Origin of the sequence: Bacillus sp. FSL L8-0099 (assembly GCF_038006385.1) — a bacterium.
Lineage (GTDB): Bacteria > Bacillota > Bacilli > Bacillales > Bacillaceae_G > Bacillus_A > Bacillus_A toyonensis.
In genome coordinates, this window is the sequence record NZ_JBBOVC010000001.1 from 3,030,238 (window position 1) to 3,048,559 (window position 18,322).

14 protein-coding genes and 1 pseudogene are annotated in these 18,322 nt (G+C 34.8%); 1 reads left to right on the forward strand and 14 read right to left on the reverse strand.

What is annotated here, in order from left to right:
• Positions 1 to 95: 95 nt before the first annotated feature.
• From MHH42_RS15395 to MHH42_RS15440, 10 genes are all read right to left on the reverse strand, one after another.
• On the reverse strand, positions 96 to 728 hold the full coding sequence (locus MHH42_RS15395; protein ID WP_000662220.1) for a YdcF family protein: 633 nt from the start codon (positions 726 to 728) through the stop codon (positions 96 to 98).
• Positions 729 to 1,053: 325 nt separating this feature from the next.
• Positions 1,054 to 1,641, reverse strand: coding sequence for a GNAT family N-acetyltransferase (locus MHH42_RS15400; protein ID WP_000402594.1), 588 nt, complete (start codon positions 1,639 to 1,641; stop codon positions 1,054 to 1,056).
• 112 nt (positions 1,642 to 1,753) lie between these two features.
• Complete coding sequence (locus MHH42_RS15405; protein ID WP_070173421.1) at positions 1,754 to 3,082, reverse strand: YjiH family protein; 1,329 nt, start codon at positions 3,080 to 3,082, stop codon at positions 1,754 to 1,756.
• Between the two features lie 171 nt (positions 3,083 to 3,253).
• On the reverse strand, positions 3,254 to 4,381 hold the full coding sequence (locus tag MHH42_RS15410) for an alpha/beta hydrolase (RefSeq protein ID WP_070173422.1): 1,128 nt from the start codon (positions 4,379 to 4,381) through the stop codon (positions 3,254 to 3,256).
• 142 nt (positions 4,382 to 4,523) lie between these two features.
• On the reverse strand, positions 4,524 to 5,384 hold the full coding sequence (locus tag MHH42_RS15415; RefSeq protein ID WP_000868381.1) for an AraC family transcriptional regulator: 861 nt from the start codon (positions 5,382 to 5,384) through the stop codon (positions 4,524 to 4,526).
• Positions 5,385 to 5,459: 75 nt separating this feature from the next.
• Entirely contained in the window at positions 5,460 to 6,341 is an 882-nt protein-coding gene (locus MHH42_RS15420; protein WP_097838354.1) for an aminoglycoside phosphotransferase family protein, read from the reverse strand.
• Entirely contained in the window at positions 6,342 to 6,857 is a 516-nt protein-coding gene (locus MHH42_RS15425) for a GNAT family N-acetyltransferase (RefSeq protein WP_000440853.1), read from the reverse strand. It abuts the gene before it with no gap.
• Between the two features lie 26 nt (positions 6,858 to 6,883).
• Entirely contained in the window at positions 6,884 to 7,345 is a 462-nt protein-coding gene (locus MHH42_RS15430) for a DUF2691 family protein (RefSeq protein WP_097838355.1), read from the reverse strand.
• Positions 7,346 to 7,576: 231 nt separating this feature from the next.
• Positions 7,577 to 8,011, reverse strand: coding sequence for a ferritin-like domain-containing protein (locus MHH42_RS15435; protein WP_000282820.1), 435 nt, complete (start codon positions 8,009 to 8,011; stop codon positions 7,577 to 7,579).
• 160 nt (positions 8,012 to 8,171) lie between these two features.
• Positions 8,172 to 9,353 carry a YhgE/Pip domain-containing protein gene (locus tag MHH42_RS15440; RefSeq protein WP_070173425.1) on the reverse strand — a complete coding sequence of 394 codons (1,182 nt, stop codon included), beginning with the start codon at positions 9,351 to 9,353 and terminating at the stop codon, positions 8,172 to 8,174.
• 179 nt (positions 9,354 to 9,532) lie between these two features.
• Between MHH42_RS15440 and MHH42_RS15445 the strand changes: the two genes are divergently transcribed.
• Positions 9,533 to 10,150 carry a TetR/AcrR family transcriptional regulator gene (locus MHH42_RS15445; RefSeq protein ID WP_001205673.1) on the forward strand — a complete coding sequence of 206 codons (618 nt, stop codon included), beginning with the start codon at positions 9,533 to 9,535 and terminating at the stop codon, positions 10,148 to 10,150.
• A 118-nt stretch (positions 10,151 to 10,268) separates the two neighbouring features.
• Here the strand turns inward: MHH42_RS15445 and MHH42_RS15450 are convergent, their stop codons facing one another.
• The 4 genes and pseudogenes from MHH42_RS15450 to MHH42_RS15460 form a co-directional block, all read right to left on the reverse strand.
• On the reverse strand, positions 10,269 to 12,656 hold the full coding sequence (locus MHH42_RS15450) for an immune inhibitor A domain-containing protein (protein WP_097838146.1): 2,388 nt from the start codon (positions 12,654 to 12,656) through the stop codon (positions 10,269 to 10,271).
• A gap of 341 nt (positions 12,657 to 12,997) precedes the next feature.
• A complete protein-coding gene (gene ppsA, locus MHH42_RS15455) occupies positions 12,998 to 15,601 on the reverse strand; it encodes a phosphoenolpyruvate synthase (RefSeq protein ID WP_070173427.1) in 2,604 nt (867 codons plus the stop codon).
• 432 nt (positions 15,602 to 16,033) lie between these two features.
• Positions 16,034 to 16,441: an LPXTG cell wall anchor domain-containing protein gene (locus MHH42_RS32445; RefSeq protein WP_445661855.1), complete on the reverse strand. Its 408-nt coding sequence runs from the start codon at positions 16,439 to 16,441 to the stop codon at positions 16,034 to 16,036.
• Positions 16,438 to 18,130: pseudogene (locus MHH42_RS15460) on the reverse strand (leucine-rich repeat domain-containing protein); the annotation flags it as partial. The pseudogene MHH42_RS15460 and the gene MHH42_RS32445, both read right to left, overlap by 4 nt.
• Between the last annotated feature and the right edge of the window lie 192 nt (positions 18,131 to 18,322).

Below are 18,322 nucleotides of genomic sequence, written 5' to 3' on the forward strand. Positions count from 1 at the left end.
AAGCTACCTCTCTATTGTTTCACTATTCCGATAAAAATACAATGTTTTTGGATTATAAGAAAAATCCCTATAGAAAAACAGGTCCTTTTCTTATATTAATCCCCCTTCAATGCCTTTAGCGGCAAAGAGGTTACATATCCGATATACGAGAATAATTCTTTAAAAAAGAATGGAATTTCTGTATCTAACGTTTTATATGCTGATGTTGGAGTCGGTGAAGCATATGCCTCAATGTTAATATGTTTTGCGATTCTCATTGCGCGTTTCATATGAAGTGGATCACTTACAATCGTGTATGAGTGTATTCCGTTCTCTATTCCAACTTCCTTCGCATTCTTTAAATTTTCTTCAGTGAAAAGGGATTTTGTTTCAATTAAAATATCCTCCTCTTTTACACCTTGTTTCAATGCATATACTCTAGCAGTGCGAGCTTCCTCAAGCTCCGCTTCAAACTTTGTACCACCTGTAAAAATAATTTTCTTAATGTTTCCGTTTTTATATAGAGAAATCGCGTGATTAATTCTTTCCTTAAATACAGGAGATGGTTTTCCGTTCCATGAAGCTGCTCCTAGCACGATACCAGCATCTGTCTTCACATCATCATCCGTTTTAAAGCGATAACTCCAAATATCGTAAGCTGCATAGCTCACATACAAAATAGCAGAACAAATCATTAATAAAAACACTTGAAAGATTCGTCTTTTTTTACTCTTCTTATTTTCTTTCATTTGTAATTGCCTCCGTACATCATCCATACTTCTATAAAAAAACATTTATATCAAATCGTTTTGTTTGAGTTTGTTTAAAAGAAGGTATTTTACTTATTATATATAAAAGGGTTTTCATTTAAAATTGAGGATTATCAATTCATTTTTCATTTGCGGTTTTCATTACAATTTTAATTCATTAGTTTATTACCATACAACTACATTGTAACGAATTTTTTCTCAGAAGGGAATGATGAAACAAAAGTAAATTAAATAAGTTAGTGTTTTGTAAGAAAAAAAGGTATATTATTCGCAAATTACGATCATATACCTTACAAAATACGAATTATAGCTTTTCTTTGTATAACTCTAATTTTTCTAACAATTCTCCTTTCACGCCTGACCATTCACTCGCAATAATACTGTACACAACTGCATCTCTCACATGACCGCTCGGCAATCTTCTTTCATTTCTTAGCACACCTTCTTTTACCGCGCCTAACCTTTCAATTGCTCGTTGTGCTTTTTCATTTCTTACATCCGTCTTAATTTGCACCCGTAGCATATGCAGTTTTTCAAAAGCATACTGGAGAAGCATATACTTACATTCTGTATTTATACTCGTACGTTGCACACTTGGATGGTACCACGTCTGCCCTAACTCCACTGTTTTATCTTCTACTGAAATATTATATAAACGTGTACTCCCTACAATCTTGTTCGTCTGTTGATCCACTACAGCGAAAGGGATTTGTGTTCCCTTTCCATAACTCTTTATCGCTTTTTGAACATATTGCTGCATATCTTGAACAGTTTCCATTTTAGAGATTAAATACGCCCAAATTTGCCTATTTCCTTCTACAATCGAAAACAAAGTTTCGACATCACCACTATCCATTAACCGTAATTTTGCTCTTTCGTGAATGATTTCCATTTGTAAGCCCCCTTCTTTTGTTACTATAACATACGAATTAAAACCATAAAATTAATATATAATGATTTTAACAACAAAAATCCTCGCTCACATAGAAAGCGAGGGTTTCCTATTAAAGCACCAAATAAGCAATCGGCGTAATAATAAGCAACGTTAATATCGTTCTCTGCACGTACAAAATAATAAGTTCAGATACTTTTAACGGAATATCTGTCGATAATATACAAGGGATTGAAGCGGAGAAAAACAAAATAGATGATACCGAAACAACCGCAATGACAAACTTTGTCACGAGCGGCGCACTTACAACTAATAATGATGGTAAAAACATTTCTGCAATACCAACTGATACCGCTTTAGCAGCTAAGTCTGCTTCTGGTAATTGTAAAACCCATGTAAATGGATAAAAAATATAACTGACCCAATCAAATATTGGCGTGAACTTCGCTAAGACGATACCAATTAACCCTACTGACATAATAGATGGTAAAATTCCCATCGTCATAATAAAACCGTCTTTTAAGTTCACTGCAATATTTTTCATAATGCTCGGTGCAGATCTTGATACTTCTAATGCATCTTCCCAAGCACGTTCTAACATTTTTTCCTTATAAACGGGCTCTGGGAACCCTTCTTTCGTAATATATGTATCGGGCTTTCTACTAAGAGGTGGGATTCTTACGGTGATAGCAGTCACGATGAATGTTACTACAAGTGTAGTCCAAAAATAAACATTCCATAAATGCATAATGTCTAATGTTTTTGCGATGATGATCATAAATGTTGCGGATACTGTAGAAAATCCTGTAGCGATAATGGCTGCTTCTTTTGTCGTATACTTTCCTTCTTTATATACGCGGTTCGTAATTAATAAGGCTAGTGAATAACTTCCAACGAAGGAAGCAACCGCATCAATTGCCGATCGTCCCGGCGTATTCCATAAAGGTCTCATAATCGGACGGCAAAATGTACCGATAAATTCAAGCAACCCATATCCGACTAATAACGCTAAAAACGCCGAACCAATCGGAACGAGTAAACTTACCGATATAACTAGTTTCTCATACAAAAACGGCCCAACATCTGGTGCAAAAAACCAAGCTGGTCCCACTTTAAAACAATATAATACGCCAAAAACAACACCAACTACTTTAAAAATAGAAAAACAAATGTCTACGATAGATGCATTCCATTTCTTCGTATAAAATGGATAAATCGCACCAATCACCATAACAAACAATGCATAATAAGGTACTACGCCCGGAACTGAAGTACGGATCCACGATACGATATGATCAATCATAATAGAAGAAGCTCCATTTATCGTAACAGGTACGAAAAACATAAACACCCCAACGAGACTAGCGAGTATAAACCGAAGAATCATACTCCTCTCTCTTCCTGTCTTAATTACATTACTTTTTAATTCAATTTCACTCAAAATTCGACACCTCCTATTATCTTAATATTCTGTATAATATAGTTTTATTCCTTCTTTTGATCTTGAATATTTAATCATATGAAAAAGCCTAATTTGAAACATATCGATCAAATTAGGCTTTTTATATACTTTTTAGATATTCTCACTTAAGGCACAAAGTAGAGTTTAAAATCATTGCTCAAAGTAGGAGTCTTTCTTACTATGCTTCAATATAAAACTCCCCATCTCAATCGCTAAATCTTCACTTTGAGGATAGACACCTACATTATCTCCATACGCGTGCCCTAAACCACGATAGAGAATCGTTTCAGTATCCACTCCTTGTTTCTTCAATTTAGCTGCATACGCTAAACATTCAATCATTAAAAAATCATGTTCTCCTACCGTAATAAATGTACTTGGATAATCTGAAGATACATCAACGTATGGACTTAAATACTTCGAATGAATGTCTTCCGTACCAAGTATTTCTGCCATCCCTCCGACCATTGCATGCATCATATTAAGCATTTTTTCTAATCCTTTTTTATATTTCGGAGCAATCTCATATTTATCTATACTCCAAGAATAAAACTCGTCTTCATAGTCACACATGTTAAGTGTAGGGTACAGAAGTAATTGCCCTTTAACGAAGTTTCTACCATCTTCCATATCTCTCGTTGTACAATACTGTGTTAAGTTCCCTCCAGCACTATCACCCGCAACAAAAATATTATTCTTATCACCGCCGAATGCTTCAGCATTCTCATAAATCCATTTTAAAGTAGTGTAACAATCTGTATGTCCAGTTGGAAAAGGATGTTCTGGAGTTAATCGATAATCTATAGAAAATGCTAATATATCTGTTTTTTCTACTATTAATTTCACAAGTTCTTCTACCACATCTGGTGATCCCGCCATAAATCCGCCACCATGAATAAAATATAAAATTGGCGCGTTTTCTCGTTTTGAAATACTATTATAAATCCTTATCGGAATGTCATATCCATCTTCCGCTTTAACCGTTTCATTCGTAATATTTATATCTTTCGTTACGATTGGAACGCTTTTAATACCATTAAACTGCTTTCTCATATTCTTTACCGATTTTTCAGAAGCGTCCATTTTCATCATATTTTTAGGCATAAACCTCATTATATTCATTTGAACCTTCATATCTTTATAAAGACGTGGATCCATTGCTCCCTTTTCATCGCAATCTGGTATGTTTTTCACTATTACTTCTGCGCCTTGTACATTGATGGTTTCTTGTTTTTCTTGAATCTTTTCTAATAAATCTAAGCTATATTTTCTAGACATTCACTATTCCCCCATCTCTTTTTTAACGCTTTCATTTTCCGGAAAATTATATAACCGTATACATTTCCATTTACTAAATAAAAATACGTTCCATGTACAAAATGTAACATGGAACGTATTTTTATTGTTGTTCATATTTGATTCAATTATTGTCATTTTTTGATATGATATTTTTTCTATACTGTAATGGTGTATACCCATATTTCCCTTTAAACTGCGAAATGAATGACTTCACATTGGGAAATCCATGTTTCACTGCTATATCTTGTATAGAATTCGTACTGCTAATAATATCTTCATACGCTTTATGAAGCCTGTATCTCGTTAAAAAAGAGGTGAAATTTGATCCGAAAGATTTTTTGAACATCCGAGAAAAATGTTCCTCACTTACAAAAAAGTGTTTCGCTACATCTTTCATTTTAAGCTTTTCATCATAATGTTCATACATATATGTAATTATCTCTTTTTGTTTATTTCCAAATTGAAAATCATTATCTTCTTTTTTTCTATCTTTACAGTGGCGCAATAGAATATAAACAATCTCATAAATTAAACTATTCATTTTTATATAACTTAACTCATCAAAATTTGTGACTAACTCCTTTAATTCATAAAATATTTGTTGGAGCTTTTCTTTCTGCACAAATGATGCTTGTAGAGTAAATCTATATTTATCAAAATCAGCATTTAGCTCTTTAAGAAATTCATACGAAACTATTAACATCATTACTGCACAACTTGCATTCTCAACTTTTTCAAATTCGTGCACATCTCCACTGTTTACAAAAATAAACTCGCCAGCTGATACTTTCTTTTTTTGCCCATTTACATACAAAAAAACGTCTCCATATATTACTAAACTAATTTCAATACTTCTATGCCAGTGTGGAGGGATATAGTAGTGAAAATCAGCCGGAAGTCTTGTGCTATCTATATATTCAACCATACCTGGAATTCTATCACGCAATTTTATCTCTTCATATTTCCCTTGCCTGACTTTCAATTATGTTCCCTCCTTTTTATTGCATAGTAAACGTCAAATAACTTCAATCAAAACTTGTGCTACACATTACTATTTTCATCTCATTTTATAATCATCCACAATCACTTGGATTACACGATATGCTTCCTCAGCTACTTTTTCATTACTATCTCTATTCGCATCATATGTAATTAACGCCTTCCAAAGCGTCCATCCTCTCGCTCTATCCCACGTTTCCTCATCCATCCTCAACACTTCTTTAAATACGTTTCTACTATTTTCATCAAAAAATGTCCATGCCATCGCCGCGTCACACGAAGGATCACCTACTCCTAGTATACCAAAATCAATTACGGCACAAAGCTTTCCATCTTTAACGAGTAAATTCCCTGGCGCAACATCTCCATGAATCCAAACTGGTGTGCGTTCCCATTTTGATCGGAGCGCTAAATCCCAAAGGTGCTTTAACAATGCCTCATCAAAAGCGTCTTTATTGTTTTCAATAGCTACTCTCGCTTCTTCATCGTATACAGATATAAACCCGCCTCGGTAAAAGTTATGCGCTCCAGCTATTGGTCCGTTTCTAGAATCAATGGATTGCAATTCTAGTAGAAATGATCCTAAGTCCGCTGCAAATTCATGTAAGTCACGAACATTTTCTTTCGTAACTGTCTCTCCCTCTATCCACTTATTAATAGACCATGGCCACGGATACTCTTCAGACGGATGCCCTTTTGCAATTGGTGCAGAAATTGGTAAAGAAAGTTCCTTATTTAATATAGGAAGCCACTTGTTTTCTTTCTCTACTTGCGGTGCATATGCTGCATCACTTGGTAATCTAACACTCATCTGATCTCCTAAGTGAAACGTTCTATTATCATGTCCACTAAACTTTACAGGTTTCACTTCTAAATGTGCCCATTCAGGAAACTGTTTCTGTATTAACTTCTCAACTAAACTTACGTTAATTGGATTCATTTATTTTCTCCTTTTCTTTTGAAACTTACTAAGCCCATCCGTACTGCCCACATACTCAAAATCATTTTTCTTATAAAAATCATTCAACGTACGATTATGTCCCACACAATCTAACTTCAAGTACTCTTTATCACACTGTACATTTTCTTCTACCCACTGCAAAATCGATTCTCCTATTCCATTCCCCTTATACTTCCGTCTCACCGCAAATCTATGAATATATACTGAATCCGAAACTTCCTCTTTACCAAAAATATGTTCATCCCATTCATTTTGTTTAGGAGATGCTGTAATCGTACCAACAATTTCATCTTCTTTCATAACAATATACGTATATTTATTTCTTATACATTCTAATATTTCAGCTGTAGCCTCTCCTCCTAACAGATACTGCCATTGATCTACTTCTTTATGTTGTAACCACTCTGCTACTTCTCTTAATAGAGTAATAATGCTATCGCTCTCCTCTTCAGTAGCAGTTCGTATTGTATATTCTTTAACTGTATTTCTCTCCATATTGCCGTTCCCCTTTCAAATTACTACTATACTGACAAACGCGTTCTACCGTCATTTTCGTCTGTAACGTATTCAACATAAAAACCTTGATTCAGTGCGTTTTCATACATCAATTCAATCACTTTTTGATCTTTAGCGTAAATGTGTATATAATCACCGTCCGCTACTAATACGACTACTTCATACTTGCTCTCTGTGAACTCTTCATATGTTTCAATCTCTTCTAATACTTCTCCTTTTGGATACGCTTTTAAATCTGCAAAAATGAGATAATATATGTTGTCTTTTATTAATTTTTTCAATTCTAATCCACTCATTACCTTGTTATCTTCTGAGAATAATTCTGATCCTAATCCATCAGGTAATCTGAAATAAGATTCCTCATTTTCCAATCGCCAATCAAATAACGTAATATCGATCGGCTTTAACACTTTCCAAAGTAGATTATCATATTCATTTGGAATATCTACAATAATTCCTCTTTTCATTTATTTGCTCCTAGCTTATTTATTTTCGTTTTCATTTCATACATTATATACCAAATTCAACTACTATATTTTGTCGATACCTATGTAACTTGTATTTCACCGCGAAAAACCGTCCCACTACTTATGAAACGGTTTCTTTCTGCTTATATTTAAGTTTTTCATTCAATTGTTGCACTGCGCTTTAAAATAATTTCTAATATATTCATCACATCAGCCATTCATTCTTTATATTTACTTCGTCTTCACAAAATAATATAAAAACCACACCGCATGGTTTTGTTCATCAGCAGCTATTCTGCGCAATAACTCTTTCAAATGTGCATCCGATGTTTCATCTGAAATTTCTAAGTAAAAATCTACTGTCTTCTGTTCATCTTGTATAGCGAATTCTAATCCTTGTAAGTACGTATTTGGACATTCTTCCGTAATTTGTGGTTTCGGCTGCTGACCAGTTAAATTTGTATAGATTTGTACAAACTGATGAAAATGCTTTATTTCATCGTTACGAATTTCAAGAATTTGATTTCGTTCCGCCGCATTTGGAGCCATATTAGCTAATTTCGCATAGCAACTTATTGCACTAAATTCTCCATTAATCGCTTTCTCAATATCACGAATCAACTTATCATTTTGCCTATACGAATCATAATAATTCGAATTATACATCGTATCCCCTCCATTATTTCACATGATATTTTATGCAATTTGAAATAGTAGGAGCATGTATACAAAAAGAACTCACAAATACGAACTTTTCATTTCCCTATAGACTAATAATCATTTCACCACAAAAAAACGCTTCACTACGAGTGAAACGTTCTTTTTTCTAAGCGTTTAATTCTGTTTTATGTTCCTTTATTGCACTACGTTTGAAAGCAGTCACTAAAACAATAACTATACTTACCACACCAATCCAAACGAGCACAGTAACAGGTGTATTCCAGCTTACCCCTTTTCCGAAGAAGAAGATCTCCCTTAGTCCTTCGATCATAAATTTCATTGGTAACCAAGAATAAACCCAATCTTGATAAAATGGCGACAACATTTCAGGCGCTAATGATAATAACGGTGCCCCGAAGAATAGTAAGAGTGCGAATAAACCGATACCTTTTAGCCCAACTAATGAAAGTACCGCCGATATCATTAAGAAGAAGCTAAAAGATGTGATGGATAAGAACAACGCTGTATCCGTGAAATTCGAAATATTTAACCCTACCATCCCATCTGCAATCCACGTAAGGCCAAAACCAATTACAAGTGTCGCAACTGCTCCAGCTACTATTTGTTTTAGTTTTAATCCAAAGTTTTCTTTTCTTGTACGTACCGGCATTTTACTAATCGCAATAAAAATATTCGCTGCACTAGCTAAACTTGCAATCCATAACGGCTGGAATAATGCCATTGGTGAGTTACCGTTCGCACTATTTTTTCCGACCTCATTCACATTTTTCACGTTCTTTACAATAGGTGTTACTAATTTCGAAGCTTGATCTGTTGTTAAAGTAGCTCCCCTTGCTTTCAATCCATCTAATATTTGTGTACGGACATTGTTGTTTATATTATCCACTACACCATTTAATATTTGCCCTGCCATAGTTGATGCACCTGTATTCATTCCTTGATTAATTAATATTTCTACTTCTGGTGAAGATGGCTGCGGTGTTCGTAATGAAGCCTGTTTCATACTAAATTCTTTCGGAATGACGAATGCTGCATAATACTCTTGATTATTTAAACCTTTTTGAACTGCTTCCTTATTTTTCACTTCTACCCACTTCACCGCAGGTTCTTCATCTGATTTCGCTGTTTTTTTCACCGTATCAACAATTGTTTGCCCCATATTCATTTTCGGTTGATTTGGAACTTCTACACCTTGATCCTCATTTACAATTGCTATTGGCAAGTTTTTTGGCTTTGGTTGAACAGTTGGGAATAATGTTAATGAAAAAATAAAAACAACAAGTAGTGCAATAACTGGTGCTAACAATAAAAGTTTGTTTTTAAACATTTTCTTTTCTCCTCCTTTAATTTTCGTTACAATAAACGAACAACGTGTTGTTTATTTATATTTTGAATTATATGTTTGAGCTAAATCTTATTCAATAATCAAAAATCAAAAATCGTGAATGTGTCGGTTATAAGACACTTTTTCTAAATGTGTTGAATAAAATTAAGGAGGGACATGCTTTGCGTGATAGTAATTTAGATTTACGTGTTATTCGTACGAAAACGGCCATACGAAATGCACTAGTGGAGCTTATTGAAGAAAAAGGTTTTGACGCCATTACAGTAAAAGATATTACAACGAAAGCGAACATAAATCGCGGTACATTTTATGCGCACTATCAAGATAAATTTGATTTAATGACGAAATGCCAAGAAGAAATTATGCATGAGTTTTCTAGCATTGCCAAACAAAAATTCCCTGAAGTGATTGCCGATCTTGGCTCAAACCCTTCCCCAACGACGCCATTTGTACTTATCGCTTCTATTCTTGAATTTCTAAATGAAAATAGTGATTTTATGAAAGCTGTGTTAAGTCCAAAAGGAGATTTATCTTTCCAAACAAAACTGAAAGACTTTATGTGGAAAACACTATTTGAAGATACGAATGGGGCTCTTATTGATAAAGAGAGTTTGCTTGTTCCAAGCGAATACCTAACTTCTTATATGGCATCTGCTCATATAGGTGTCATTCAGCAATGGTTAAATAATGGCCAAAAAGAAACACCTAAGGAAATTGCTCGTATTTTATCAACTATCGCAGTTCACGGCCCGTTTTATGCGGCTGGTTTAAAGAAGTAAGCCAACCTGCATAGAAATATATTTTAATCAATCTGGACATCAACTAATTGCTTAATGAAATTTATGTTTCTATGAAAAAAGCTGTTGAAAGGAATCCCCTTCAACAGCTTCTCCATTATTAACGATATAAACGAACTGCACCTGCAGAATTATCATCTGCTTGTCCAACTACTTCAAATTTCAATCCAAACTTCGGTAATTTACGTCCTGCATCTGGGATTAAATCATTTATATACAATTTAGAATCATCAAACTTCGTTACACCTGGTAATCCTTTGTAATCATATGTTCCGCGTGTTGGAGATACAACTTTCCATGCTGGCGTCTGATTAAAGGAGAATGCAGCATCTGCGATTTGGTATCGTGTACTACCTTGAACAGTTGGTTTGCCGTTTAGCGTTCCAACAATTGCCTCTGGGTGAGAGTCAACAACCCCTAAGAAACCTTCTCCTGGATGAATACCAACCCAATTATCTGTAAAGCTAGAGTCTGCATACCATACAACAAGACCTGTATTATACGGTACACCGCTGCTATATTTTAATGCTTGGTCAGCACCAGCGTAGTTTCTCCACTCTAAATAGTAGTTATGTTTCTTCTTATCAAAACCGTTTGCTACAACGAAACCATTTAATTTTAATTTCGATTCGCCTTCTGCATCATCAGAGAAGACAACATTTCCATCTACAGTTAATGTAGCGTTATCAAAAGTAAAACCGTTCGGTGCTAAGCCACCATCTGTAATGTATTCAAATACTAGTTTTACTTTTTGACCTTTAAATTTGCTTAAGTCATATGACCTATCTACCCATTTACCATCCGTTGTATCTAGACCATTTTTCACATTCTTTTCGCCAATTCGATCGACTAACGTTTTCTTATTATCCTCTGTCACTGCATATACTTCAAGGAAGTCATAATCTGTTTCAATTTCATACAATGACTTGTAATCAAACTTCGCCAGTGTTGCATTTGTTAAATCAAACACTGGTGTTTCTAATGTTGTATAAAGATTATCGCCTTTTGTACTATAGTAATATTTCTTACCGAATGCAGGCTGAATACCTTTCACTTCTTTATCTGGTAAGTTAACGCGAATTAGACCAGGACGAGCTGATTTCGTTACACTTTGGTCTAAGTACGTTGCAAAACCGATACCACGATTTAATTTATCATAGTCTACCTCTACAATATTTGCCCAGTTTCCACCCATGTTCTTTTGAAAGAACTCTTTGTTTTGCGGAGAGAAACTCGGTGGCGTTGTACCTGCAATTTTACCAGCCCAGCTGCCGCCACTCATAACAGACCAAGAGTTAATTGGCTCCCCTGCTCCTGAATACTTCGTATCATACTCATCCGGAAGGCCTAAATCATGACCAAATTCATGTGCGAATACACCAACTGCTCCGTCTTCTGGCTCAATTGTGTAATCGTACGCTGCCATTTTACCGCCCCAGTTATCAACTTTTGCTTTTGTTCCTTCAATTGGATATGGTGTTCCAAGGTGCCAACGATGCGACCAAATTGCATCATCACCTAGTCTACCACCGCCTCCATCTTGCCCAACTCCAGCGTGAATGACCATTAAGTGATCAATCAGACCATCTGGTTCATTTTTATTGCCATCACCATTATTGTCATATTGATCGTATTCGTCAAATTCAGATAAATCAATACCACTTTCTACAGCCGCATTTAATGCTTCTTTTACAAAATCACGAGGTCCTTTTGGTCCTTTATTATCATGGCCGCCATCTCCTGCATCTGCGCCATAATCTGCCGCATTACCAGGAACTGTCAACCATTTTGTTACTGTGCCATCTACTGTATAACTACCACCAGATTGCTCTTCATAATATTGTTTAAATGTTGGTACTTTTGAACCATCAAAGAGTGTAAATGGCTCATTACCAAATAACATTTTTTGATAATGTTCTGGATTAAAATCATTTGAATACATATAACCTGGTACTTGATCAATATTGTTATGCTTAAAGTCAGCAAACTCCACCAACAATACAAGCACTTTATCTTTACGGACATCACCATTATATTGTTTTTGCTTCGCTGAAGTAGTTGGTACTTTGCCGTTTAATCCCCCTTTAACCGGCTCTTGTCCAACTACCGGGCCACTAGCAGGTTGATCAGCTTTTTCTTTCGCATCTGCTTTTGCATCTTTCACTTTTTTCAAAAAGTCAAACGCTTCTCTCGAGACACTATCCCCTGCTGCTGGTTCTTTCCCAGCATTTTCGCCTTTTTTCTTCTCTACGTATTTTTCAACAGCTTTTAATGTGTCTTCTTTCGACGCAGAACTATTAATTACACCGCGTTTCTTGAGCGCATCTGCTAGACGGTCCTCTTGAATTAAATTTTCATCAATCGGACTTAAAGATCCTACATTAGACGGCGTTGCCGCATAAACAGATTGACTACCTACCCCAAATGTGCAACTAAGCACTGCTGCCGCCGCAAGCGTAGACAGCACTTTAAAAGGCTTTTTCTTCATCCCTATTCCTCCCCAATATTAAATACGTTATAACGCTTATATAATAATGAAAATTCAGATAATTTACAATATGTTGTCTGAATTTGTAATATTTTTGAAAATATTCTTTGTTTTAGATTGATGTACATTCTAATTCATCAATGTTCATGGTTGCTTCTTGCATGTGAATGAGTATCGTAGCATGTATGTCTCCTTCTACGACAGGGGCATTCAAAGAAATCCAATTCATATGCTCATTTTTATTTTAATTTTCAGTTTCAGGTGGGTGATAGCAGCAAGCTTAAAATCATAAAAAAATCGTCCGCTATATTTAGTGGACGATTTTTTTATTTAAAATATAACTACACTATCTCAATATACCCTTCTGTTCCATGTACCCGAATTCGTTGCCCGTCTTTTATTCGTTTCGTAGCATTCTCTACCCCGACGACTGCTGGTAATCCATATTCACGCGCAATCACTGCCCCGTGTGTCATGAGTCCGCCAACTTCCGTAACTAACCCTTTTATAGACACAAACAATGGCGTCCAGCCAGGATCAGTAAATGCCGTAACTAATATATCTCCATCTTCTAAACTTGCATCTTCCATGTTTAAAATAACACGAGCTCTCCCTTCTACCACTCCAGAAGAAACAGGCAAACCTACTATTGCTTCAATAGGGAGATTTTCTCGTTTATATTTACCTATAATAATTTCACCATCAGAAGTAATAACACGCGGAGGCGTTAGTTTTTCATATAATTTGTACTCATTTTTTCGTTTATGAATAACCTTATAATCCAGTTTATTCGTGCGGACGACTTCGTGAAGTTCTTCAAAAGTAAGATAGTATATATCTTCTATTTCAGTAATAACGTTATTTCGCACGAGTTGCTCGGCTTCTTTTAGTAATGCCTGCTTATATATGAAATAGCGATTAATCATTCCGTATTTTGGGTATTCACGATAGCCAGCGAAATTCCGAATTATACTGATCATTCGCTTCGTCTCTTCTACTTTTTGTTTGCCATCTGCTAAATACTGCAATTTGTCTAATAACTCTTCTTCTCTTTTTAAAGCCTCCTGCAGCCCTTCTTCAAACTTCCGCTTACTAGCACCAGCTTCAAAATCTCTTATATTATTTAAAATCATCGGGATAATTGTAGTTGGTTTTTCACTCCAGCGCGTTTTCGTAATATCGATTTCGCCGCTGCATCTCATTCCGTATTTATTTAGAAACGCCCCGATTGCATCTCGAACTTTTTCCCCGTCTTTAAACTGAACTAGTTCATCTAAAAAGCTGTCATCTTCTATATGCTGTAAATACGCAATGACTTTTGGATACGGACGAATCACATCTGCGACATCCAATAATGCTAAACCCATTTCTGAAGTAATATTATTTTGTACAGATTGAGAAAGTGTGTCTGCTGCATTTTTTTCTCCTAGCCATTGCTCCATCTTTTCATTGATCCATGATAAAGCATTCATACCTGCCATAATGACAGCCATACTTTGCGGGTGAAATAATATTTTCTTTAATTGCTGAATATCTTCTAAAATAAAATCAAGTACATCTGATCCTGATTTCGTTTGAATACTTTGTTTTAACTCTTCTATCGATGCTTGACTGTTCTTGATTAAATCCGTAACGATTGCTGGGTCGTTTTCGATTTGTGGTTGCGAGCTTGCAGGTGGCATACTTTTACCAAGACTTTTTTCTTCTTCATCCGGTAACAATTTAATAAAGTTATCTCGCTCTATTACAGTCATTAATGCATCTTTAATAAGCGGCTCTGATTCTCCTATTGTATTTAATAAAAATTCTCTACTAGCAGGTGAGGCCAATCTTTGTGCAACATCAACAAACAGCCTTCCCCCAGCTTGAAACCTCGGTCCAAAGGATGTTAACTGGAATAAAGACATTCCTAATGGCTTCAAAGGATCCGTCATCATTTGCTGGTGACCGACCGATACATACACATGATTTTCCTGATCATTCGCTTCTGGAATTGGATACAAAGTCGTTATCGGCCTACTTTGAACAATATAAAATGTATCATCAACTAAACACCATTCAATATCTTGCGGACAACCAAAATAAGCTTCAATCTGTCTTCCGATGCGTGCTAGTTGTAAAATTTGTTGTTCAATAAGTGTTTGAACTTTTTGCTGATTAGGAGCAATTTTCTTTGTCTCTGTTCCGCCTTCTTTTCGTCCATAGATGGCTAATTTTTTCGTTGCGATGACCTTTTCGACGATTTCGTCTTCTTTTACCTTATAATTATCGGCAGAAACCAATCCAGATACTAGCGCCTCGCCAAGTCCAAAGCTGGCATCGATTGATAACACCTTCCTATTAGAAGTAATCGGATCCGCAGTAAATAAAATCCCTGAAGCCACAGGGAAAACCATTTTTTGAACGACAACACATATAGAAACTTGATTATGATCAAAGCCGTTTTGCATTCGGTATATAACCGCTCGATCTGTAAATAAAGAAGCCCAACACTTTCTTACATGCTGCAAAACCGCTTCTTTTCCGATGATATTTAAATACGTATCTTGCTGACCAGCAAACGAGGCATACGGTAAATCTTCAGCAGTAGCACTAGAACGCACTGCATATGCATGTTCATTTCCAAAACGCGAGAGATAATGAGCTACTGATTCCACTACATCAACTGGAATTTCCACTGTCATAATGGCTTCTCTAATTTTCTTACTAATTTCACTAATTTGATCTCGGTCCTCAATTTTTAGTATGGCTAGTTGATTCAACAAAGTATGAAACACTTCAATTTGTTCAATGGCTTTTTCATACCCTACTGTTGTAACACAAAATCCTTCTGGCACTTGTATACCTTGAATGTTTGATAACTCCCCTAAATTCAATCCTTTTCCACCAACGAGAAAAAGCTGTGTTTTTTCTATTTCCTGAAAATCGAGAACGAAAGAACTCATTTAACATCTCTCCTTACTAGTCATGTGTTCTTGATTGTAGCAGTAGTCAATAAGAATAAACAGTCTATTTCGAACGTTAATTACATGATATAATTAAGTTAGGAAGAGATATAGAAAATAAAAATGGATTCACCTAAGCTGACTTACTATTATTTATTTAAGAAGCTTCTTATTAAAATATAAAGTTACTAAAAGAAAAAAGACAATCCAGACAGATTGATAATGTAAAAATATCTATTGAAATAAAAATAAGAACAGCCTTCTTCGTTGAATGGCTGTTCTTATTTTTGTTACCATTATTAAAAATTCAGGATAACACATCTAATTTTGCTCAAAGAAAGAATCCTATATTTAGGCTAATCCCTTCAAATAACTGTATCGCACAGATTACTTCGATTTTTCAATTCATTAGTTAGCAAAAAGGTTTTTATTTTAGTTAACTCTCTTTAACCTTCTATATAAATAAGCTCCTATCAACATTAATCCCCCACCAAAAACGGATAACCAATTCGTATCATGTCCTGTAGCAGGTAATATCTGTTCCTTCTTAACAATTTGTTTATTCAATGCGTTATTTTTAGTAATTTGCGAATTCACTCGATCTATTCCTTCACCTTTTGGATCTGTCACTTCACCTTTTGGATCTGTCACTTCACCTTTTGGATCTGTCACTTCACTTTTTGGATCTGTCACTTCTCCTTTTGGATCTGTCACTTCTCCTTTTGGTTCTGTCACTTCTCCTTTTGGTTCTGTCACTTCTCCTTTTGGTTCTGTCACTTCTCCTTTTGGTTCTGTCACTTCTCCTTTTGGTTCTGTCACTTCTCCTGATACTTTATCCACAACCTTTTGTATTACTGTACCAGTGTAAAAGATGCCTGTATCAGCAAATGGATCTTTTACTCCAAACTCATATGCTTTCTCACCTAACGTATTCCATGTAATTACACCATTATTGTAAGTGCCGCCATCACTTTTTAAACGGATTTTTGTAGAGATTTCACCGTCTTTTTCATAAATAGGTACTTTCACTGCTTTATGTACTTCTACGTCCTCTAAAAAGACTTTTTGATTTTGAATATTAATGTATGCTTGCTTACTTAATTCAATAACAGGTCTAACGTCACGAATTTCATTCGCTACAAGGCTTAAAAACGTTAGTTTTTTCAACTGACTAATTGGTGATAAATCAGAAATATAATTTGCCTCTAAATCAAGTTTTTGCAAGTTTACTAAATTTGATAATGGAGTAATATCCTTTAACTCATTATTAGGTACATCTAATACTTTAAGATGAGTCATTTTAGTAAGTGGTGTCACGTCTTCAATTTGATTTTTCCCAATCCATAATTCATCTAATTGATTCAATTGGTCAATGCCCGATACATCTTTAACCTTATTACGCGTTAATACTAAATCTTTTAAAGGTAATGCATATAACGGTGTAATATCTTCAACTTGATTACCCGCTAAAGTTAAGTATGTTACATTTTTTAACGAGCTTAATGGAGCAACGTTCGTAATTTTATTATTTGCTAAATTCAAGTAATCTAATTGTCCCATTTTTGCTAATGCTGTTACATCTTCAATTTGATTGCCTGCTACATATAAACTTTTCACATTCTTCATTTCAGTTAGTGGTGCAACGTTCGTAATTTTATTATTACTTAAATCAAGAGATTCTAAATTATCCATTTTAATAAGCGGTGTTACATCTACAATTTCATTACCGCGCAAAGCTAAATGGTTCAATTGTTTTAAGTTCGCAAAGAACGACGGATCTGTTATCTTTGCATTAGCAACTGTTAAAGACTTTAAATTTGGCATATATTTCAATCCACTATAGTCGAGGATCTCATTCGTATTTAAAAATAAGTTTTTTACTTGTAATAACTCTTCTTTCGTAATTGGTGTATTTAAATCTTTTCTATTAAATACTTTTTTATTAACAAGTTCCCTTAATTTTTTGTCCGTTATCATATTTTGACTATCAATTTGATGATCCGTTTCCTTATCACCTGCATTAGAATTATCATCTGGTTTCTCAGTTTCTTTGTTATTTACTGTCGAATCTGAAATTTCAAATTGAACTTGATATTTATGATCATATCCAATAGCAGGAATGAGAATATGCATTTGCATATTATATCTCTTCGAAAATTCTCCTATTTCAAACTGAACTACTTTCGTCCCATTTTTCCTCTTATCTTCTGACAATACTTTCACATCGTGAAATACACCTGGTTGATTTTTATCTTCTATTCTAAGATATTGGAAATAATCGCTATCTTGTACTGTTGCAGTAACAACTTTTTTCCCATTTTCAATCTTAACTTTGGGATCTTTTATGTATTGAGACACCATGGATGGCTCATCTTTTTGATCTTTATATATTTTGATTTCAACATTATATACACGATCTGTTACCATAACTCCTGCTTTATTTTCTGCTATTTTTTCCGCTGCTTGCACTGGGCTAGAATAAACAGCAAAAGGAATAGCTAATGTTGTAGCTACTACTAACGCTCTCATATTATGTTTTTTCAAAGCAATATCTCCCTTTATACAAATAAATTATCTCTCAAATAAATGATAATGATTTTCATTATCATTGTCAATGGGATCTTTTCTTTTTATTTCTTGAAGTCCACACTCTTAATCGTATAACATACATTACTTTGTTCTAAAGCATCCGATGAGTTATTTCATTCCAGCCTTAATTTT